Source organism: Citrobacter sp. wls757, assembly GCF_005280935.1.
Lineage (GTDB): Bacteria > Pseudomonadota > Gammaproteobacteria > Enterobacterales > Enterobacteriaceae > Citrobacter > Citrobacter portucalensis.
Window position 1 is genome coordinate 68,111 of the sequence record NZ_SZWU01000006.1, and the last position, 20,928, is coordinate 89,038.

Annotated in this window: 19 protein-coding genes; 14 read left to right on the forward strand and 5 right to left on the reverse strand. The window is 54.6% G+C overall.

Annotated elements, in window-relative coordinates:
* Positions 1-24: 24 nt before the first annotated feature.
* From pmbA to FDW94_RS00785, 13 genes are all read left to right on the forward strand, one after another.
* Positions 25-1,377 (forward strand): metalloprotease PmbA, encoded by a 1,353-nt coding sequence (gene pmbA, locus FDW94_RS00725; protein ID WP_048215065.1) that lies wholly within the window; start codon positions 25-27, stop codon positions 1,375-1,377.
* Between the two features lie 86 nt (positions 1,378-1,463).
* Positions 1,464-1,850, forward strand: a complete 387-nt coding sequence (cybC, locus tag FDW94_RS00730) for a cytochrome b562 (RefSeq protein ID WP_063941640.1) — start codon at positions 1,464-1,466, stop codon at positions 1,848-1,850.
* A gap of 332 nt (positions 1,851-2,182) precedes the next feature.
* Complete coding sequence (locus FDW94_RS00735) at positions 2,183-2,491, forward strand: glycine dehydrogenase (RefSeq protein WP_003025758.1); 309 nt, start codon at positions 2,183-2,185, stop codon at positions 2,489-2,491.
* A 10-nt stretch (positions 2,492-2,501) separates the two neighbouring features.
* Entirely contained in the window at positions 2,502-2,864 is a 363-nt protein-coding gene (locus tag FDW94_RS00740) for an SFCGS family glycine-rich protein (protein WP_003830384.1), read from the forward strand.
* 2 nt (positions 2,865-2,866) lie between these two features.
* Positions 2,867-3,166 carry a DUF4312 family protein gene (locus FDW94_RS00745; protein ID WP_003025762.1) on the forward strand — a complete coding sequence of 100 codons (300 nt, stop codon included), beginning with the start codon at positions 2,867-2,869 and terminating at the stop codon, positions 3,164-3,166.
* Positions 3,167-3,189: 23 nt separating this feature from the next.
* Complete coding sequence (locus FDW94_RS00750) at positions 3,190-3,966, forward strand: DUF4311 domain-containing protein (RefSeq protein ID WP_003025764.1); 777 nt, start codon at positions 3,190-3,192, stop codon at positions 3,964-3,966.
* Positions 3,967-3,977: 11 nt separating this feature from the next.
* Positions 3,978-4,622 (forward strand): DUF4310 family protein, encoded by a 645-nt coding sequence (locus tag FDW94_RS00755; RefSeq protein WP_003830379.1) that lies wholly within the window; start codon positions 3,978-3,980, stop codon positions 4,620-4,622.
* A 111-nt stretch (positions 4,623-4,733) separates the two neighbouring features.
* A complete protein-coding gene (locus FDW94_RS00760; protein WP_137376974.1) occupies positions 4,734-5,867 on the forward strand; it encodes an amidohydrolase/deacetylase family metallohydrolase in 1,134 nt (377 codons plus the stop codon).
* A complete protein-coding gene (locus FDW94_RS00765) occupies positions 5,851-6,969 on the forward strand; it encodes a DgaE family pyridoxal phosphate-dependent ammonia lyase (protein ID WP_032942188.1) in 1,119 nt (372 codons plus the stop codon). The genes FDW94_RS00760 and FDW94_RS00765 overlap by 17 nt, the downstream gene beginning before the upstream one ends.
* Complete coding sequence (locus tag FDW94_RS00770; RefSeq protein ID WP_048215061.1) at positions 6,966-7,706, forward strand: KDGP aldolase family protein; 741 nt, start codon at positions 6,966-6,968, stop codon at positions 7,704-7,706. Before FDW94_RS00765 ends, FDW94_RS00770 begins: the two co-directional genes overlap by 4 nt.
* A 21-nt stretch (positions 7,707-7,727) precedes the next feature.
* Positions 7,728-9,641: a BglG family transcription antiterminator gene (locus FDW94_RS00775; protein WP_137376975.1), complete on the forward strand. Its 1,914-nt coding sequence runs from the start codon at positions 7,728-7,730 to the stop codon at positions 9,639-9,641.
* Positions 9,642-9,718: 77 nt separating this feature from the next.
* Positions 9,719-9,961 (forward strand): type II toxin-antitoxin system RelB/DinJ family antitoxin, encoded by a 243-nt coding sequence (locus FDW94_RS00780; RefSeq protein WP_003830370.1) that lies wholly within the window; start codon positions 9,719-9,721, stop codon positions 9,959-9,961.
* Complete coding sequence (locus tag FDW94_RS00785) at positions 9,951-10,235, forward strand: type II toxin-antitoxin system RelE/ParE family toxin (RefSeq protein WP_048227188.1); 285 nt, start codon at positions 9,951-9,953, stop codon at positions 10,233-10,235. Before FDW94_RS00780 ends, FDW94_RS00785 begins: the two co-directional genes overlap by 11 nt.
* A gap of 3 nt (positions 10,236-10,238) precedes the next feature.
* Here the strand turns inward: FDW94_RS00785 and nrdG are convergent, their stop codons facing one another.
* The 5 genes from nrdG to treR all read right to left on the reverse strand — a co-directional run bounded on the left by nrdG (position 10,239) and on the right by treR (position 17,636).
* Positions 10,239-10,703, reverse strand: coding sequence for an anaerobic ribonucleoside-triphosphate reductase-activating protein (gene nrdG / locus FDW94_RS00790; RefSeq protein ID WP_032942191.1), 465 nt, complete (start codon positions 10,701-10,703; stop codon positions 10,239-10,241).
* Positions 10,704-10,862: 159 nt separating this feature from the next.
* A complete protein-coding gene (gene nrdD, locus FDW94_RS00795; RefSeq protein WP_003830363.1) occupies positions 10,863-13,001 on the reverse strand; it encodes an anaerobic ribonucleoside-triphosphate reductase in 2,139 nt (712 codons plus the stop codon).
* Between the two features lie 409 nt (positions 13,002-13,410).
* Positions 13,411-15,063 carry an alpha,alpha-phosphotrehalase gene (gene treC, locus FDW94_RS00800; RefSeq protein ID WP_137376976.1) on the reverse strand — a complete coding sequence of 551 codons (1,653 nt, stop codon included), beginning with the start codon at positions 15,061-15,063 and terminating at the stop codon, positions 13,411-13,413.
* A gap of 49 nt (positions 15,064-15,112) precedes the next feature.
* Positions 15,113-16,531: a PTS trehalose transporter subunit IIBC gene (gene treB, locus FDW94_RS00805; RefSeq protein ID WP_048215055.1), complete on the reverse strand. Its 1,419-nt coding sequence runs from the start codon at positions 16,529-16,531 to the stop codon at positions 15,113-15,115.
* Positions 16,532-16,688: 157 nt separating this feature from the next.
* Positions 16,689-17,636, reverse strand: a complete 948-nt coding sequence (gene treR / locus FDW94_RS00810; protein ID WP_125363017.1) for a trehalose operon repressor TreR — start codon at positions 17,634-17,636, stop codon at positions 16,689-16,691.
* A gap of 401 nt (positions 17,637-18,037) precedes the next feature.
* Here treR and mgtA point away from each other — a divergent pair, with 401 nt between their 5' ends.
* Positions 18,038-20,734, forward strand: a complete 2,697-nt coding sequence (gene mgtA / locus FDW94_RS00820; RefSeq protein ID WP_170974211.1) for a magnesium-translocating P-type ATPase — start codon at positions 18,038-18,040, stop codon at positions 20,732-20,734.
* Positions 20,735-20,928 lie beyond the last annotated feature (194 nt).

Sequence of the window (20,928 nt, forward strand, 5' to 3'; positions counted from 1 at the left end):
CTTCAGAGAAACTCTCTCTACATTATGGCATTTGCGATGAAAGTAATCTCACAAGTTGAAGCGCAGCGTAAGATTCTGGAAGAAGCAGTCTCGACAGCACTGGAATTAGCGTCAGGTAAGTCGGATGGCGCGGAAGTCGCTGTAAGCAAGACCACGGGTATTAGCGTCAGCACCCGTTATGGTGAAGTGGAGAACGTCGAATTCAATAGCGATGGTGCACTGGGGATTACGGTTTATCACCAGAACCGTAAGGGCAGCGCATCGTCCACCGATTTAAGCCCGCAGGCGATTGCACGCACCGTGCAGGCCGCGCTGGACATTGCACGTTACACTTCGCCGGACCCGTGCGCGGGCGTGGCAGATAAAGAACTGCTGGCCTTCGATGCGCCCGATCTGGACCTGTTCCACCCGGCGGAAGTTTCCCCTGACGAAGCTATCGAACTGGCTGCCCGCGCTGAACAGGCGGCGTTGCAGGCCGACAAACGCATCACCAATACCGAAGGTGGCAGCTTTAACAGCCACTATGGCATCAAAGTGTTTGGCAACAGCCACGGTATGCTGCAGGGCTACTGCTCCACGCGCCATTCTCTTTCCAGCTGCGTAATCGCAGAAGAAAATGGTGATATGGAGCGTGATTACGCCTACACCATTGGTCGGGCGATGGGCGATCTGCAAACGCCGGAGTGGGTGGGGGCTGACTGTGCTCGCCGTACCTTATCACGCCTGTCTCCACGTAAGCTTTCCACCATGAAAGCGCCGGTGATTTTCGCCAATGAAGTGGCGACCGGACTGTTCGGACACCTGGTTGGCGCCATTGCGGGCGGCTCGGTGTACCGCAAATCCACCTTCCTGCTCGACTCGCTGGGCAAGCAAATTCTGCCGGAATGGCTGACCATTGAAGAACATCCGCACCTGCTGAAAGGGCTGGCGTCTTCACCGTTCGACAGCGAAGGCGTACGGACCAAACGCCGCGACATTATTAAAGACGGTGTGCTGACTCAGTGGCTGCTGACCAATTATTCTGCACGTAAGCTGGGGCTTAAGAGCACCGGTCATGCAGGCGGGATCCACAACTGGCGAATTCCGGGACAGGGTCTAAGCTTCGAGCAGTTGCTCAAAGAGATGGGCACAGGTCTTGTGGTTACCGAGCTGATGGGACAGGGCGTAAGCGGCATTACCGGCGATTACTCGCGCGGCGCGGCGGGCTTCTGGGTCGAAAACGGCGAAATTCAGTACCCGGTGAGTGAAATTACCATCGCCGGTAACTTAAAAGAGATGTGGCGTAATATCGTCACCGTCGGCAACGATATTGAAACGCGCAGTAATATTCAGTGTGGTTCGGTCCTGTTGCCGGAGATGAAGATCGCCGGGCAATAATACCCGTCATACTTCAAGCTGTGGCGTGAATTATTGAGGGTATCTGGCGTTTGTTTATTTTTGAATAATAAAAAAGGAAGTGAGCAATGCGTAAACACCTGTTAGCGATCGTCGCAGCTTCAACGCTGGTTCTTGGTTCTTCTGCGTTTGCAGCCGATCTTGAAGACGATATGGGGATCCTCAACGACAACCTGAAAATCGTCGAAAAAACGGACAATGCGACTGAACTGAAAGATGCGTTAACCAAAATGCGTGCAGCCGCGCTGGACGCGCAAAAGGGAACGCCGCCGAAGCTGGAAAACAAATCCCCGGACAGCCCGGAGATGAAGGATTTCCGTCACGGTTTTGACATGCTGATCGGCCAGATCGACGGTGCGTTGAAGCTGGCGAACGAAGGTAAAGTTAAAGAGGCGAAAGCCGTTGCGGAAGAGCTGAAAACAACGCGCAACGAAAACCACAAGAAGTTCCGCTAATCTGCGCTATCCGGCCTGCATACCCGTAGGTCGGATACAACACCCCGCTACTGCACGTCCCATAAGTAAACGCTATCCCCATCACATTTTTTCATTTTTATCGCCCATTCATTGTTCGCACTTCCTTCCATTTTTCTGCTCGCTCTTGCGATCTCAATCACATTCTTCCAGTGATAAATCGTGGTTCCAGCTCTTTTTGCGGCACAGATCACTATCGCTGCACACCTTTCCACTTCGAAGTGGAAAACAACTCGCTACAAACTCATAACCTCCGTCGCTAATTTACCCTCAGAGACATTAACGGGGTAAGACGAGTGAATAACGGAGCTGTAATGAATGACATGGGGGAATCGGTGGAACTGGCCGACCGCATGCTGGCGCAGGTGTATGCCTTGCTGCGTGAACGCAACATTATTCCCAACGCCGTACAGGAACAGATGCTGACGTCGCATGTTCGCGCCATGGCGCACCGCTCGGTAACGGGTGAACCCTTACCAGAGGTCGATGCCAGCTTGTTTGATGAAATATCTGCCGAATCAATGGCGCTTGCCCGCGACGTGGTCGCCGAGTTTGGCAATCTTCCTGAGGAAGAGGCCTGGCTGCTGTCGGTGCACTTCGAAGTCGCGAAAGACAACCTTTAAGGAGCAAAAGATGGAACAGATTACCGTAGTGATTGGCGATCGTCTGGGTAAAGGCCAGAAAGTGGCGGCAGGCGTAGAGAAAGCGGGTGGCCGTGCCGTTGTGGTGCCGGGCGTTGCAGCAGATATGAAGCTGGGTGACGTGATGAAAGCGGAAAACGCCACCTTTGGTATCTCGTTTTGCGGCAGCGGTGGTGCGGGAGCGATTACCGCGCAGACCAAATACGGCTACAAGGCGAAATACGGCATGCGCTCGGTCGATGAAGGGGTAACCGCCATCAACGAAGGGTGCAACGTACTGGGATTCGGCTTTATGGACAAAGAAGAGCTCGGCGAGCGCCTGGTGCAGGCGTGGCAAAAGAAACACGGCGCTTAAGCATGAAAGAGCAATTCACCACCACGGTGAGAGTCACGGGTAAGGGCGAGACCAAAGCTCGCGCCTTTGCCGATGCCCTGAACCACGTTCAGGCTGCGGTGATGAAAGCGTCGCCGCATATCTTACTGCGTATTGAGCCACAGGATGTGCAGGTTGTTCAAGCGCGTGAATCGGTGCGTAAAGAGGCGTTTTTATTCCTCTTTTTGCGCCGGGAAAGACGCACTTTCAGCGTGGAGCTGGACGTGACCGTCAACGTGACTGCCATCAATCTCGACAAGGTGGATTTCGTTACGCAACGCTGATTTTTCTATTAAAAGGCATAATTATGTTCCTGATAATATTAATAAAATCGCTCATCATCGGCGCGTTGGTTGGCGTTGGTGTCGGCGCTGGGGCTGCACGCATGTTTCATGCGCCTACCACTCAAGGGATGGGCGCGTTTCGTACTCTGGGAGAACTGAATTCCTGCGAAGGGGATCCGGCTTCTCACTTCTCGTTCGGCCTGGGTTTCTTCTTTAACGCCTGGGCTTCCTCTGTTGCGGCGGGGGCGTTCACGCAGGACGTCGACCATCGCATCATCCCCAACTGGGGCGCCGCCGCGCTGATGATTAAAAATCGCAACGTCGGTGAAACGCTGCACGACCCCAAACGCATGGCAATTGCCTGCGGCGTTATCGGGATGATCGTGGTGACCTTCCTGAACCTCACCGCATCATCCGTACCGGAAGCGTTGCAGGTTACCGCCGTCAAGGTGCTGGTGCCCGCGGCTAACCTGCTGGTTAACACCGTGATGCCAGTAATCTTCTGGCTGGCGGCGATCGACGCCGGTAAGAAATCTGGCTTCTGGGCCACCGTTTTTGGCGGCGCGGCGCAGCTGATCATGGGTAACGCCGTTCCGGGTCTGGTTCTCGGCATTCTGATCGGCAAAGGTGTTGAAGAGAGCGGCTGGAACCACGTCACTAAAGTGATGATGGTGGCTATCGTCGCGCTGTTTGTCCTGAGCGGCTTCTTCCGTGGCTTCGATATGAAGATGATCGAATCCTTCCATCTGACCGTGCCTAACTGGCTCGAACTTATCCACAACTCGCTCAGCGGCAAATAACGGAGGTCATCATGGAACAGAATAAAGGTTTTTGGTTCGCTGACTGGTCGTTCCCGATCTTCGTGGGCCTGCTCTCCTCTGGCGTGTTTGCCGGAACACACATGTACTACCTGTACGGTATTGGCGCATTTAACGAAGTGGCTTTTGTGGCGATGCTGAAGGCGGGAATGGATACCGGATCCTACGGAGCAGTGGCGGCATTTGGCGCAAGCTTCCTGTTTGCCCGCATCATTGAAGGTTCGCTGGTGGGGATTTTGGATATCGGCGGGGCGATTCAAACCGGGGTTGGGTTAGGTGTTCCGGCGCTGCTGCTGGGCGCGGGCATTATCTTCCCGGTCGCCAACTTCGCTGCCTCGCTGGTCACCGGTCTGGTGATTGGTCTGGCGATTGGCTACATCATCATTCTGGCGCGTAAGTTCACCATCAACCAGAGCGACTCGACCTACGGTGCGGACGTCATGATGGGGGCCGGTAACGCCTCCGGACGCTTCCTCGGACCGTTGATTATCCTCAGCGCGATGACGGCTTCTATTCCTATCGGAATCGGTTCTCTGGCGGGTGCGCTGCTGTTTTACCTGTGGCAAAAACCGATTACCGGCGGGGCGATCCTCGGCGCAATGATCCTCGGGTCCATCTTCCCGATTGCCATTAGTTGATGGTGTGTCGTTGTAGGCCGGATAAGGCGCAGCCGCCATCCGACAATGACGCCTGATGGCGCTGCGCTTATCAGGCCTACACGACCGCCCCCATTTCAACAGGAGAGAGACATGTTTGATTTACTCCTGCGCCGTGCGCGCCTCGTTGACGATACGGTGAGCGATATTGCGCTCAAAGACGGCAAGATAGCGGCGTTGGGTGACGTTGATGGCCCGGCGCTGAAAACCATTGAGCTGGGCGGTGAGTGCTACGTCAGCGCAGGCTGGATTGACTCCCACGTTCATTGCTACCCGAAATCCCCGATTTACCACGACCAGCCGGATAGCGTTGGTATTGCGACCGGCGTCACTACCGTAGTGGATGCGGGCAGCACCGGAGCGGATGACATCGACGATTTTTACACCCTGACCCGGGAAGCTGCCACCGAAGTGTACGCGTTGCTGAATATCTCCCGCGTTGGGCTTATTGCCCAGAACGAGCTGGCCAACATGGTCAATATTGACGCTGATGCGGTGCGAGAGGCGGTGAAACGCCACCCTGATTTTATCGTCGGTCTGAAGGCACGTATGAGCAGCAGCGTAGTCGGTGAAAATGGCATCACGCCGCTGGATCGCGCCAAAGCGATGCAAGCGCAGAACGGTGACCTGCCGCTGATGGTGCACATCGGCAACAACCCGCCGGGCCTAGATGAGATCGCCGAACGCCTGAGCGCGGGTGACATCATTACCCACTGTTACAACGGTAAGCCGAATCGCATTCTGACGCCGCAAGGCGAGCTGCGGGCGTCAGTGACGCGGGCGATTTCACGCGGCGTGCGTCTGGACGTTGGGCATGGCACCGCCAGCCTGAGCTTTGCGGTGGCAAAACGCGCTATCGAACTGGGTATTTTGCCGCACACCATCAGCTCCGATATTTACTGTCGTAACCGTATCAGCGGCCCGGTGCATTCCCTGGCGAATGTGATGTCGAAATTCCTCGCCATTGGGATGTCGCTTCCGCAGGTCATTGAATGCGTTACCGCCAATGCCGCCGATGGTCTGCGCCTGAAACAGAAGGGGCGGCTGCAGATCGGTCTGGATGCCGATTTAACCCTCTTTACGCTTAAGCGCCAGCCAACCGTGCTGGTAGATGCAGAAAACGACAGCCTGCAGGCTGAACAACTGCTGGTGCCGCTTGCCGCAATACGTGCGGGCAAGGGCTATATGACCGAACAAGGGAGCGCGGAACATGCCTTCGATTTTTGAGAAATACGATTTAAAACAGGTGATTAATACCTCCGGCCGCATGACGGCGCTCGGCGTTTCCACGCCGCGACCAGAAGTGGTTGAAGCCGCGATGGCGGGGATGAACCAATATTTCGAGATGAAAGACCTGGTCAATAAAACCGGCGACTACATCGCGAAATTACTGGAAGTGGAGGGGGCAACGGTTGTCTCTTGCGCCTCGGCCGGGATCGCCCTGTCGGTGGCTGGCGTATTGGTTAAAGACAGCGACTGGCTGCTGGAGAACCTGCACGTCACGCCCATCGAGAACAACGAAATCGTGCTGCCCAGAGGTCACAACGTCAACTTTGGCGCACCGGTGGGCACCATGGTAGCGCTTGGCGGCGGCAAGTTAGTGGAAGCCGGTTATGCCAACGAATGTTCCGCGGCACAGCTGGCGGCGGCCATTACACCGCGTACGGCGGCCATTCTGTATATCAAATCTCACCACTGCGTCCAGAAAAGTATGCTCAGCGTGGAGCAGGCTGCGGTGGTGGCGCGTACGCATAATCTGCCGCTGATAGTGGACGCGGCGGCGGAAGAGGATTTGCAGTGCTACTACCGGGTTGGTGCAGATCTGGTGATTTATAGCGGCGCCAAGGCGATAGAAGGACCAACCAGCGGTCTGGTGATTGGTAAAACCCAATATGTTGAGTGGGTGAAGCGCCAGACGGCGGGGATTGGCCGGGCGATGAAGGTGGGCAAAGAGGGAATTCTTGGACTGACCTGTGCCATCGAATTGTATCTGAACGCGCAGAAAGAGAGCGGCGCGGAGATGGTCGAGAAAATGACGCCGTTCATTAATGCGTTGAACCAGCTTAACGGCGTGAGCGCCCGCGTGGTGTGGGATAGTGCAGGGCGCGACATCGCACGCACGGAAATTAAGTTTGATGAAGCGGTAACCGGGATCGCCACGGGGGAACTGGTCGACGCGCTCAAACAGGGGGAGTACGCGATTTACTTCCGTGGTTACAAAGCCAATGAAGGCATTATCGAAGCCGATGTGCGCAGCGTCGATCGCGCGCAGCTGGAGATTGTGGCCCGTCGAATTGGTGAAGTGATTTCGCAGGAGAAAAACGCATGAAACTGACCCCTAACTTTTATCGCGACCGCGTCTGCCTGAACGTGCTGGCAGGCTCCAAAGAAAATGCCCGGGATATTTATGCGGCGGCGGAAGGACACGTGCTGGTTGGCGTGTTGTCAAAAAATTACCCGGATGTCGCAAGCGCGGTAGCGGATATGCGTGAATACGCGGCCCTTATCGACAATGCGCTCTCCGTGGGGTTGGGGGCGGGCGATCCTAACCAGTCGGCGATGGTCAGTGAAATCTCCCGTCAGGTGCAGCCACAGCATGTCAATCAGGTCTTTACCGGCGTGGCCACCAGTCGCGCGCTGCTGGGCCAGCAGGAGACAGTGGTCAATGGTCTGGTCTCGCCAACCGGCACGCCGGGCAGGGTGAAAATCTCCACTGGTCCGCTAAGCAGCCAGTCGCCGGACGGTATTGTGTCGGTAGAAACCGCGATTGCGCTGCTCAAAGACATGGGCGGTAGCTCAATTAAATACTTCCCGATGGGCGGCCTGAAATGCCGTGACGAGTACATTGCGGTCGCGCAGGCCTGCGCCCGTCATGACTTCTGGCTGGAGCCAACCGGCGGTATCGATCTGGATAATTTCACTGAAATCCTGCAAATTGCCCTCGATGCCGGAGTGAGTAAAATCATTCCTCACATCTATAGTTCGATTATTGATAAGGTGAGTGGTAACACTCGTCCGGACGACGTACGCCAGCTGATGGCGATGACCCGGGCCTGCGTAGGCTAACTGACTGATGAGGAAACTGACGTGCGATTCCCCAACCAACGTTTAGCACAGCTGTTTGACATGTTGCAAAACGAAGCGCTTCCACAGGACGAGCTGGCGCAGCGGTTGTCGGTTTCCACACGCACCGTACGGGCGGATATCACCGCGCTAAACGCGCTGCTCACCCAGTACGGCGCACAGTTTGTCCTCAGCCGGGGTAATGGTTATCAGCTCAAAATTGATGACCCGGCAAGCTTTCACACCCTGCAAACGCAGCAGCCCAATACGTTGCTGCGCATCCCACGCACCAGCCAGGAACGGATACACTGGCTGGTGGTGCGTTTTCTGACGTCGGCTTTCTCGCTGAAGCTGGAAGATTTGGCTGATGAATGGTTTATCAGCCGCGCGACGCTGCAAAACGATATGGCTGAGGTGCGCGAGCATCTGCAACGTTATCATCTGACGCTGGAAACGCGTCCCCGTCACGGCATGAAGCTGTTCGGCAGCGAAATGGCGATCCGCGCCTGTTTGACCGATCTGCTGTGGACGCTGGCGCAGCAGGATCCGCAGCATCCGTTAGTGACGCAAGAAGCGCTGAATGCGGGGCTTCCTGAACAGTTGCAACCCGTTTTGCAGGACATTTTTGCCCGTTTCCATATTCGTCTGACCGATGAGGGCGAGCTGTTTTTACGCTTGTACTGCGCGGTGGCGGTACGGCGGATTAGCGAAGGATATCCACTCCCGGATTTTGCCGCAGAAGAGGCCGATCAATCGGTGTGCCTGGCCACGCGGGAAATCGCGGCGGTACTGCACCGCCTGGCAGACAAACCGCTTTCCGTTTCCGAAGAAAACTGGCTACAGGTGCATATTGCTGCCCGCCAGGTTCAGGATATCGCGCCCAGTGCTATCAATGCGGATGATGACGAAGCGTTGGTCAATTACATCCTGCGTTTTATCAACACCCAGTACAACTACAACCTGTTGAATGACAAACAGTTGCATGCTGACCTGCTGACGCATATTAAGACGATGATCACCCGGGTGCGTTACCAGATAATGATCCCCAATCCGCTGTTGGAAAATATTAAACAGCACTACCCCATGGCGTGGGACATGACGCTGGCCGCCGTCTCGGGATGGGGAAAATATACGCCGTACACCATCAGTGAAAATGAGATTGGCTTCCTCGTGCTGCATATTGGCGTCGGGCTGGAGCGTAGTTACAACATCGGTTACCAGAGACAGCCGAAGGTTCTGCTGGTATGCGATGCCGGAAATGCGATGGCGCGGATGATTGAAGCGGTACTGGCGCGTAAGTATCCGCAGATAGAGATCGTCGATACCGTAACGCTTCGCGACTACGAACAGCGGGAAAGCATCAGCGAAGATTTTGTCATCTCAACCGCGCGGATTGGTGAAAAAGATAAGCCGGTGGTGATGATTGCGCCGTTCCCTACCGATTATCAGCTGGAGCAGATTGGCAAACTGGTGCTGGTCGACAGAACCCGTCCGTGGATGTTGAACAAATTCTTCGATGCCGCCCATTTTCGTGTGATTGACGAGCCAATGGATCAACAAACGTTGTTCAAAACCTTATGCCGTCAGTTGCAGGATGAAGGTTTTGTCGACGCGGAGTTTCTTGATTCGGTGGTTGAGCGCGAGGCCATCGTCAGCACCATGCTGGGTGACAGCATTGCCTTGCCGCACGCCCTTGGTCTGCTGGCAAAGAAAACGGTGGTCTACACCATCCTCGCCCCACAGGGTATCGCCTGGGGCGATGAAACGGCCCACGTGATCTTCTTGCTCGCCATCAGCAAGAGTGAATACGAAGAGGCGATGGCTATCTACGATATCTTCGTCACCTTCCTGCGCGAACGCGCGATGACGCGACTCTGCGCGTGCCGTCATTTCACCGAGTTCAAAGCGGTTGCGATGGAGTGTGTGAGCCGTTTTTGAGAGGCGTTATCCAGAATTCGATGTAATGCGAGTGTAATGCTAAACTGCATTACACATTCGATTTTACTGGAGGCATAATGGCCACGCTGAACGTCCGTCTGGATGACAAACTCAAAAATGAGGCTTATGCCGTGCTGGAAAAACTGAATATTACTCCAACGGAAGCTGTGCGATTACTGTTTCAGTACGTCGCGGAAACGGGGCGCATGCCGGTGAAAACCGTCACCCTTAGCGACAGTGAAGATGCACTCATTCAGACAGTCCGGGAAAGGCTTGCCAGCCCGCAAAAGGGAATCAAGGTTAGTCTGGATGACTTATGAACTGGAATTCGACCCGAGAGCCTTAAAAGAGTGGCATAAACTGGGTGATACGGTGAAGACTCAGTTTAAGAAGAAGTTGGCCGACGTGTTGTTGAACCCCAGAATTGACTCTGCCCGTTTAAATGGTCTTCCTGACTGCTATAAAATTAAGCTTAAATCGTCCGGGTACCGTCTGGTGTACCAGGTTCGGGATGAGGTTGTGGTCGTGTTTGTTGTCGCGGTAGGTAAGCGAGAACATTCAGCCGTTTATCACGATGCAAACAAACGGCTTTAGCGATTAACGCAAATGATGTACAACCTGGTTGCTGCTGCCGCGCCAGATCAGCGCCGGGTCTTTAAGATCCTGCACAAATTTACCATCGACCAGCACGTTGATGAGATCCACCACCTGCATTTGCGCGGCGTTGAGTTCATTAAGCTTGTAGCCAGTCCACACCCAGATATCTTTCCCCGGACACTCAGCGTGAATACGCTGTACCAGTTGCAGGATATCCGGCACGTTTTGCGGATGCAGCGGATCGCCGCCGGACAGCGAAATACCCTGGCGAGGGATTCGCGTGTCGTTCAGATCGGCAATGATCTTGTCTTCCATCTCTTTGGTAAACGGCTGGCCGGAATTGAGTCGCCAGGTGCTTTTGTTATAGCAGCCAGGGCATTCATGCACGCATCCCGACACAAACAGGGTGCAGCGGGTTCCTGGGCCGTTGACGATATCGACAGGATAGTATTGATGGTATCGCATTTTCGCTTCTCAATTGACGCCATTACTGCGTTGTCTGCGCTCGCTCACCCGGGTCACTTACTTATGTAAGCTCCCCGGGATTCGCTTGCTTGCCGCCTTGTCCTGGCGCCAATTGCTTTGCGAAAAGCGTCACATCGCCAGGCAATAATACTGTCGAAATTAACCGATCTGCCCATTACCTAAATGCTTAACGCGGCGCTTCACTTCTTCCTGCTTACCGGCGTTAAACGGACGAGCGTCCGGGCTGCCTAAATAACCGCATACGCGGCGGGTGACCGACACGCGCGCGGCGTCGTGGTTACCACATTTCGGGCAGGTAAAGCCTTTGCTGGTGCACTCGAACTCACCGGTAAAGCCGCACTCGTAGCATTCATCGATTGGCGTGTTGGTCCCGTAATACGGCACGTGCTGATAGCTGTAATCCCAGACGTCTTCCAGTGCTTTCAGGTTGTGCTGAATGTTCGGGTACTCGCCGTAGCAAATGAAACCTCCGTTCGCCAGCGGCGGGTACGGCGCTTCGAAATCGATCTTGTCGTACGGGTTAACCTTTTTCTCCACGTCGAGGTGGAAGCTGTTGGTGTAGTAACCTTTGTCGGTAACACCCGGCACCACGCCAAACTCGGCGGTATCCAGACGGCAGAAACGATCGCACAGGTTTTCGCTTGGTGTACTGTACAGACTAAAGCCGTAGCCGGTTTCGTCTTTCCACTGATCGACCGCCTGACGCAGACGTTCCACAATGGCGATAGCTTTAGCGCGAAGCTGCTCGCTGTCGTACAAGTGTTTGTCGCCAAACAGCGCGTTGATGGTTTCGTGAATGCCGATGTAACCCAGAGAAATCGATGCGCGGCCGTTTTTAAAGATTTCTGACACGTCATCGTCTGCTTTCAGACGCACGCCGCAGGCCCCTTCCATATACAGGATTGGTGCAACGCGGGCCTTCACGCCTTCCAGACGCGCAATGCGGGTCATCAGCGCTTTACGCGCCAGGATCAGACGGTCGTCGAGCAGTTTCCAGAAGGTGGCTTCATCGCCATGAGCTTCCAGCGCGATACGCGGCAGGTTAAGGCTGATAACGCCGAGGTTGTTACGGCCATCGTGAACCTGTTCGCCGTTCTCGTTTTCCCATACGCCCAGGAAGCTGCGGCAGCCCATTGGCGTTTTGAACGAGCCGGTCACTTTAACCACCTGATCGTAGTTCAGGATATCCGGATACATACGCTTGCTCGCGCACTCCAGCGCCAGCTGCTTGATGTCATAGTTCGGATCGCCAAACTTGTGGTTCAGACCGTCACGAATCGCAAACACCAGTTTCGGGAACACGGCGGTTTTACGATTTTTACCCAGGCCAGCAATGCGGTTACGCAGAATGGACTGCTGGATCAAACGCGATTCCCAGCTGGTTCCCAGGCCGAAACCGAAGGTAACGAACGGCGTCTGACCGTTGGCGGTATGCAGGGTATTCACTTCATACTCAAGGGACTGGAATGCGTCGTAGCACTCTTTCTCGGTACGGGAATGCGCATAACCGTCGGCATCTGGGATCTGCCACTCTTCAGCGGTTTTGCGATGCTTATTAAAGCTCTCGGTCACGAACGGTGCGAGAACTTCGTCAATACGGTTAATGGTGGTACCGCCATAAATATGGCTGGCAACCTGCGCGATAATTTGCGCGGTGACGGCCGTCGCGGTGGAGATGGATTTTGGCGGCTCAATCTCCGCGTTACCCATCTTAAAGCCCTGCGTCAGCATACCTTTCAGGTCGATCAGCATGCAGTTAAACATTGGGAAGAACGGAGAGTAGTCGAGATCGTGATAGTGAATATCACCACGCTCGTGCGCCTGGACGACATCACGCGGCAACAGGTGTTGACGCGCATAGTGTTTGGCGACGATACCGGCCAGCAGGTCGCGCTGGGTCGGGATCACTTTGCTGTCTTTGTTGGCGTTTTCGTTCAGCAGAGCAGAGTTGGTTTGCTCAACCAGACCACGAATTTCCTGGTTCAGACGGCCACGTTTTTCACGCTGTATATCACGGTCGTGGCGATATTCGATGTACGCACGGGCGAGTTGCTTGTACGGACCAGACATCAGCTGGTTTTCAACCGCTGTCTGGATCTCGTTGATATCGACCTGGCTGCGCTCATTCATCTGGCTACTAACGACTTCTGCGACGGTGGCACAGTAATCTGCGTCATCGACTCCCGCTGCTTTAGCTGCACGCAGAATGGCTTCTTTGATGCGCTCTGATTTAAACGGCACTTTACAGCCATCTCGTTTCATCACATGCGGTGTCATGATCACTCCATATTTATAAGAACAGGTTATCCACAGAGGTTGGGGAAGCGGTCATGGCTTTATTCATCTCTATTGCCAATGACTTCCCGCAATCCTGACCCACTTTATCCACAATTCCACCGTTAAACGGTGCACTGTAGTTGTAGCAATTGTAGTCGATTAATACAACATATTGGGTCGGCGTGCATTTTAAGTTCTATATGTAGTGATTTGCATCAAGGATGTTTACGATTTATTTGATGTAGCGCAAAGTAAAAATCGGAGCGTACAGATGACGGGCAGTACAGCCGATTGTAAATTGTAGGCAGAAAATTCTGATTAATTATTCAGCAAAAACAGAAGGGTAAGCTAAGCGTATGTAGCAACGCCCGGTAGCGCTATGCGTACCGGGCCTGAACATAATTGCAAGCTATTTTTGCAACCACCAGACGGCCTCAAAAGGACGCAGTGTCATGTCCCCAGGTTGGCTGGCAACCTCGGCATAGTTGTGCATCAGCACCTGCCAGTTTCCGTCGGTCTGGGCTGGCTGCCAGCTCTGAAAGGTACCGCTCAGATTGGCAATGACCAGTAGCCGCTGCCCTTGCCACTCTCGTTGATAGCACCACAGATGCGGGCTGTCCGGTAGCAGATCCTGGTAGTCGCCCCAGGTGATAACCGGCTCCGCTTTGCGCAAGGCGATCAGCTTCTGATAGGTGTAGAACACCGAGTCGGTATCGTTCAGTGCTGCCGCCACGTTGATGTCTGCTGCGTTGTCACACAGATTGATCCACGGCTCGCCGGGGGTGAAGCCCGCGTGTTTGCTGCTATCCCATTGCATCGGCGTGCGGCTGTTATCGCGAGATTTACTGGCGAGGATCGCCAGCAGTTCTTGCGCATCGCGTCCCTGGCCGTTCAACTCGGCAAACATGTTATGGCTTTCCACATCGCGATAATCGGTAATCTGGCGAAAGTGCGGGTTGGTCATGCCAATCTCTTCACCCTGGTAGATGTAGGGGGTGCCCTGCATGCCATGCAGCACCATCGCCAGCATTTTGGCCGACGGAACGCGGTATTTACCTTCATCGCCAAAACGCGACACGATGCGCGGCTGATCGTGGTTACACCAGAACAGCGCGTTCCAGGCCTGATTGTGCATGCCCTGCTGCCAGTGGCGGAACAGGGTTTTTAGCGCCACATAATCGGGTTTTGCTAACGTCCACTTCTCACCGTTGGGATAATCCACTTTCAGGTGGTGGAAGTTAAAGGTCATCGACAGTTCACTACCATCTTGTGCGGCGTACTGCTGGCAATGTTCAAGCGTAGTGGAAGACATTTCGCCGACCGTCATCAGGTTGCGTGGGGTAAAAACATCGCGGTTCATCTCACGCAAAAATTCATGCGCGCGCGGGCCGTCGGTATAAAAACGCCGTCCATCGCCGTCGGGATCGTTCGGGAAGTCCTGGTCTTTAGAGATAAGATTCACCACGTCGAGGCGCAGTCCGTCCACGCCGCGATCGGCCCAAAACTCGCATACTTTCTTAAGCTCGGCGCGTACCGCCGGGTTTTCCCAGTTCAGGTCGGCTTGCTCCGGAGCAAAGAGGTGCAGATAGTACTGCTCGCTTTCGGCGTGCCAGCCCCAGGCGTTGCCGCCAAACTTGGAGCGCCAGTTATTTGGCGGGCAGTCTGGCGTGCCGTCGCGCCAGAAATAAAACTGACGATACGGGCTGTCTTTATCCAGCGCTTCACGAAACCAGGCGTGCTGGGTTGAGGTGTGGTTAAACACCATGTCGAGAATAATACGGATGCCGCGCGCTTTCGCCTGCGCCACCAGTTCGTCAAAGTCTTCCAGCGTGCCGTAGGCCGGATCGACAGACGTGTAGTCTGCGACGTCGTAACCGTTATCAACCTGCGGCGAAATATAGAACGGCGTCAGCCAGATGGCATCAACGCCCAGCTTTTGCAAATAGTCGAGGCGCTGCGTCACGCCGCGTAAATCTCCGGTGCCGCTGCCGGTGGTGTCCTGAAAACTCTTGGGGTAAACCTGATAGATAACGCCGTTTTGCCACCAGTGGGGAATATTCATGGTTGTTTCCTGGAAATACGCTGGGGCGCAACTGCGCCCCGAAGAAAAGTTAGACAATCTGTAATGTGCCCAGACGGTGTTTACGCTGGTAAACGAATGAGGTCAGTACCATTGGGATGACAATCGCAATGACCATCGCCATACCAAAGACCTGCCAGTAAGTCGGCTGGATGGAGAGGATGCCCGGCAAACCGCCGACGCCAATCCCGTTCGCCAGCACACCGTTCAGGCCGCACAGCAGTCCGGCGAGACCGGAACCGATCATCGCGCACAGCATTGGGAAGCGGTATTTCAGGTTGATCCCGTACATCGCTGGTTCAGTTACCCCGAGATAGGCGGAGATCGCGGCTGGAACGGAGATTTCACGTTCGTTGTGTTTGCGGCTGGAGATAATGATCCCGACCACCGCAGAGGCCTGAGCGATATTCGACAGTGCGATCAGTGGCCATACCGGCGTACCGCCCATGCTCTGAATCATCTGCATGTCGATAGCCAGCGTGGTCTGATGCACACCGGTGATCACCAGCGGGGCATACAGGAAGCCGAACAGCGCCGCGCCAATCGGAGCAAAACTGCCGGTCAGCAGATGACGGACCGCAAACGCGACACCGTCGCCAATCATGCGGCCAAATGGACCGATAAAGGCATGCGCAAGGAATACCGCAAGGATCAGCGAGCACACCGGGACGATCACCAGATACAGGTAATCCGGGACGATGCGCTTCATGCGTGTTTCAATAAACCCGAGCGCCAGCCCGGCCAACAGTGCCGGAATGACCTGCGCCTGGTAGCCCACTTTCTCAATACTGAACAGGCCGAAGTTCCACACGTCCGGCACCTGCTGACCGAGCAAATAGGCGTTCATCAGTTGCGGAGAAACCAGGGTCACGCCCAGCACAATACCGAGGATCGGCGTACCGCCCATTTTCTTGACTGCCGACCAACAAATCCCGACCGGCAAATAGAAGAAGATCGCTTCGCCAATCAGCCACAGGAAGTCATAGAGGGTTTTCAGCGAAGGATGCATCTGCGCCAGCGTCTGCCCGTTACTCATGGGCAGATCGCCGATCACGTTACGGAAACCTAAGATCAGGCCGCCGCTAATCAGCGCTGGCAGCAGCGGGAAGAAGATCTCCGCGAAGTGAGAGATCAGCTGTTCATGCCATTTCATGTTCTGCCGCGCCGCTTTCTTTGCCTGCTCTTTGTCGGCACTGGCTTGTCCGGTGGTCGCCAACAGCGCTTTGTAGTAATCGCCCACCTCGGTGCCAATTACCACCTGAAACTGCCCGGCGTTGGTGAAGCAGCCTTTGACCATTGGCAACAATTCGATCTCTTTCGGTCTGGCGTTTGCAGGCTGATTCAGCACAAAACGCAGGCGAGTAATGCAGTGACTCACTGTAGCGATATTGTCGCGCCCGCCAACCAGCTCAATTAGCCGGTCAATGTCTGCTTGTTTTATTTTGCTCATGATGGTGTGTGTTCCCCGTAGACCGGAAAAGACGCTGTTGCGTCGTCATTCGGCAACTCTCTCGTTGTTGGCGCCAGAGTATATCTTCGATGAATATTTAAAAATGGGAACGTTCCCGAAACGCAGCGAAGATCACAAATTAATGCTCAGAAAGCGATCAGGAGAGGGTGGAAGGAATAACGATTTGTCGTGGTTCGCTGCGGCCGTTGATCTGTTCGATCAGCTGCGAGGCCGCTTGTCGCCCGGCTTCGGCGTATCCAGGATCGACGGTGATAATTTCCGGATGGAGGAATTTCATCAGCGGCGTGCTGCCCACGCTTGCCAACTGCAGGTTCTCAATCCGCTGCTCCTGCAGATATTTGCTGACGCCAAGGGCAAGGGTATCCGTCGCACAGACTAAGGCAGTGGTTTCCGGGGTGATGACGTTGGCGGCCTGCTCATAGCCCTGCTTCATGGCCAGACCCGGCAGCGCGGCCACAGGATGTAGTTTGTGTTTTTTACAGAATACCAGGTAGGCCTCATGGCGGCGTTTACCAGTGGTCACATCGCTATGCGGAACACCAAGAAAGCTAATATGGCGATGCTCGCGTTCGTATAAACGCTGCATCAGGGTACGAATGGCACCCTCATCGTCATAGCAGACGGAGGCAAAGCCTTTGGCATCTCTTGCCAGCAGCACCAGAGAATCTTGCCAGGAGGCGAGCATGGCTTCAGTAATGCCGGTAAAACCAAACAGCACCACGCCATCAATGTTGCGGCGTCTGAGCATGCCGAGATGTTCTTCAACCAGCTCGGGCGAGAACTGGCTTTCCATCATGATCGGATCGTAGCCCTGTTCATAAAAGGCGGGCAGCATGGTCTGCACGGCGAGATTTTCCGAAAGCGAGTCCAGACGCGTGACGATAATCGCCACCACCTTGTCGCTTTGTCCGCGCATGGCGCGTGCGGAGCGGGAAGGGGAAAAACCGTGCTGATTCATCACCGCCTCAACGCGTTCGCGGGTGCGTTCACTCACGCCGCTTTCATTGTTGAGCACACGGGAAACGGTTGATTTTCCCACACCGCTTAAGCGGGCGATGTCTTTAATGGTCAGCCGATTTTGCATCCTGTTTTCCCGTGTTGCGTGTGAAGTTATGCCAAATAGAGAATAACTTTACTCAAGCGCGGCGCAATGGGCAAAGTCTGGTATACGTTTGGTTTAGTTTCCATGGTTTATCATACCGCCATAATTGCCACAAACCTTATGGTTTTCTGCGTATAATCCGCGGCGCAAATCATTCACTTACCGGAGGCTATATGGATCCCGATCCCACCCCTCTCCCGAGATGGAGAAACAACCCTTTCCGGTAAGCCTGTCTTTCACTGTCTTACCGGAACAGTAAGACAGTGACGTTCTGACGTCCCTGTTGTGATTTTAATATTGCCACCAGGCAAGGCTTTGCCACGCCTGAAGGATTTACTGCGCCTGTTTATACTGGTGCAGAGGGACTGCCTATGTTCAAAAATATGACTCGCCAGCTGTTTGCCCGGCTAAGCCGCCATTTACCACATCGTCTGGTGCATCGCGATCCGTTGCCGAATGCTCAGACCGTTGCCAGCACACCGATCCCGCCATCGCTGAGCGAACATTGCCTGAAAATGGCGCTGATGGACGAAGACGCGCTGTGGAAAACGTTCGGCGCTCATCCGGAAGGCTTAAACGCCGCAGAAGTCGAGAACGCCCGCGAAATACATGGCGAGAACCAGTTGCCGGCACAGAAGCCGTCACCCTGGTGGGTGCATCTGTGGGTCTGCTATCGCAACCCGTTTAATATACTGCTGACCATTCTCGGGGCGATTTCCTATGCCACCGAAGATCTGTTTGCCGCTGGCGTCATCGCCCTGATGGTCGTCATCTCTACGCTGCTGAATTTTGTGCAAGAGGCGCGTTCCACCAAAGCGGCTGATGCGCTGAAAGCGATGGTCAGCAACACCGCCACGGTGCTGCGCGTCATCAACGAGAAAGGGGAGAACGGCTGGGTTGAACTGCCGATCGACCAGTTGGTTCCCGGCGATGTCATCAAGCTGGCGGCAGGGGATATGATCCCAGCCGATCTGCGCGTGGTGCAGGCTCGTGACCTGTTCGTCGCCCAGGCTTCGCTGACCGGTGAATCGCTGCCGGTGGAGAAAGTGGCAACCAGTCGCGATCCGCAGCAAAGCAACCCGCTGGAATGCGATACCCTGTGCTTTATGGGCACCAACGTGGTGAGCGGCACGGCGCAGGCCATCGTGATTTCAACCGGCGCCAATACCTGGTTCGGGCAACTGGCGGGTCGCGTCAGCGAGCAGGAAAGCGAGCAGAATGCCTTCCAGAAAGGGATCAGCCGCGTCAGCATGCTGCTGATCCGCTTTATGCTGGTGATGGCGCCCATCGTGCTTATTATCAACGGTTACACCAAAGGTGACTGGTGGGAAGCGGCGCTGTTTGCCCTGTCTGTGGCGGTGGGACTGACTCCAGAAATGCTGCCGATGATCGTCACCTCAACGCTGGCGCGTGGGGCGGTGAAGCTGTCAAAACAAAAGGTTATCGTTAAACACCTCGACGCTATCCAGAACTTTGGCGCGATGGATATCCTGTGCACCGATAAAACCGGCACCCTGACTCAGGATAAAATTGTACTTGAGAATCATACGGATATCTCTGGAAAGCCCAGCGAACATGTCCTGCATTCTGCGTGGCTGAACAGCCATTATCAGACCGGGCTGAAGAATCTGCTGGATACGGCGGTGCTGGAAGGTGTGGACGAAGAATCAGCCCGCCAGCTCTCGACTCGCTGGCAGAAAATCGATGAGATCCCGTTTGATTTTGAACGTCGCCGCATGTCGGTAGTGGTGGCAGAAGAAACCGATGTGCACCAGCTGGTCTGTAAAGGGGCGCTACAGGAGATCCTCAGCGTATGTACCCAGGTGCGTCACAACGGTGAGATAGTCCCGTTAGATGACAACATGCTGCGTCGGGTGAAACGCGTCACGGACACGCTGAACCGGCAGGGGCTGCGCGTGGTGGCGGTGGCGACGAAATACCTGCCAGCGCGTGAAGGTGATTACCAGCGTATTGATGAATCAGATCTGATCCTCGAAGGCTATATTGCGTTCCTCGATCCGCCGAAAGAGACCACCGCACCTGCGCTTAAAGCGCTGAAAGCCAGCGGCATTACGGTGAAAATCCTCACTGGCGATAGCGAATTGGTGGCGGCAAAAGTGTGTCATGAAGTGGGCCTGGATGCGGGCGATGTGGTTGTCGGTAGCAGCATTGAAGGGTTAAGCGATGATGAGCTGGCTCGGCTTGCTCAGCGCACCACGCTGTTTGCCCGTCTGACGCCAATGCACAAAGAGCGCATTGTCACGCTGCTCAAGCGCGAAGGCCATGTGGTCGGCTTTATGGGCGATGGTATAAACGATGCTCCGGCGCTGCGTGCGGCGGACATTGGTATCTCCGTTGACGGCGCGGTTGATATTGCGCGTGAAGCGGCGGATATCATCCTGCTGGAAAAGAGCCTGATGGTGCTGGAAGAAGGGGTGATTGAAGGACGCCGTACCTTCTCTAACATGCTGAAGTACATCAAAATGACGGCCAGTTCAAACTTTGGTAACGTATTTAGCGTGCTGGTGGCGAGCGCCTTCTTACCGTTCCTGCCGATGTTACCGCTGCACTTACTGATTCAGAACCTGCTGTACGATGTATCCCAGGTGGCGATTCCGTTTGATAACGTCGACGAAGAGCAGATCAAAAAGCCGCAGCGCTGGAATCCCAGCGAATTGGGCCGCTTTATGATCTTCTTTGGACCGATCAGCTCGATCTTCGACATTCTGACCTTTTGCCTGATGTGGTTCGTCTTCCATGCCAATACGCCTGAACATCAGACATTGTTCCAGTCTGGCTGGTTCGTGGTGGGCCTGCTGTCGCAAACGTTGATTGTGCATATGATTCGTACCCGTCGCGTGCCGTTCATCCAGAGCCGCGCCGCGTGGCCGCTGATGCTGATGACGCTGGTGGTGATGGTCGTCGGCATTGCATTACCGTTCTCGCCGCTGGCCAGCTATCTGCAATTGCAGGCATTGCCGCTGAGCTACTTCCCGTGGCTGATTGCGATTTTGGCGGGTTACATGACATTGACTCAATTAGTGAAAGGTTTTTATAGCCGTCGCTACGGCTGGCAGTAAACATCAAACGCCTCAGCAGGATGGTGTTAATACCATCCTGCATTCCTCATTTTCATTCGAAGATATTACCTCACAACATTAGTGTTTTATTTTTATTGAAATGCTAACGGGTGTTATTAGTATCAAATCGCCTTCCTTGCGTTGTTTTTTTATCAATAAAACGATCTGCATTGCAAAAATGAAACAGTGTGCTA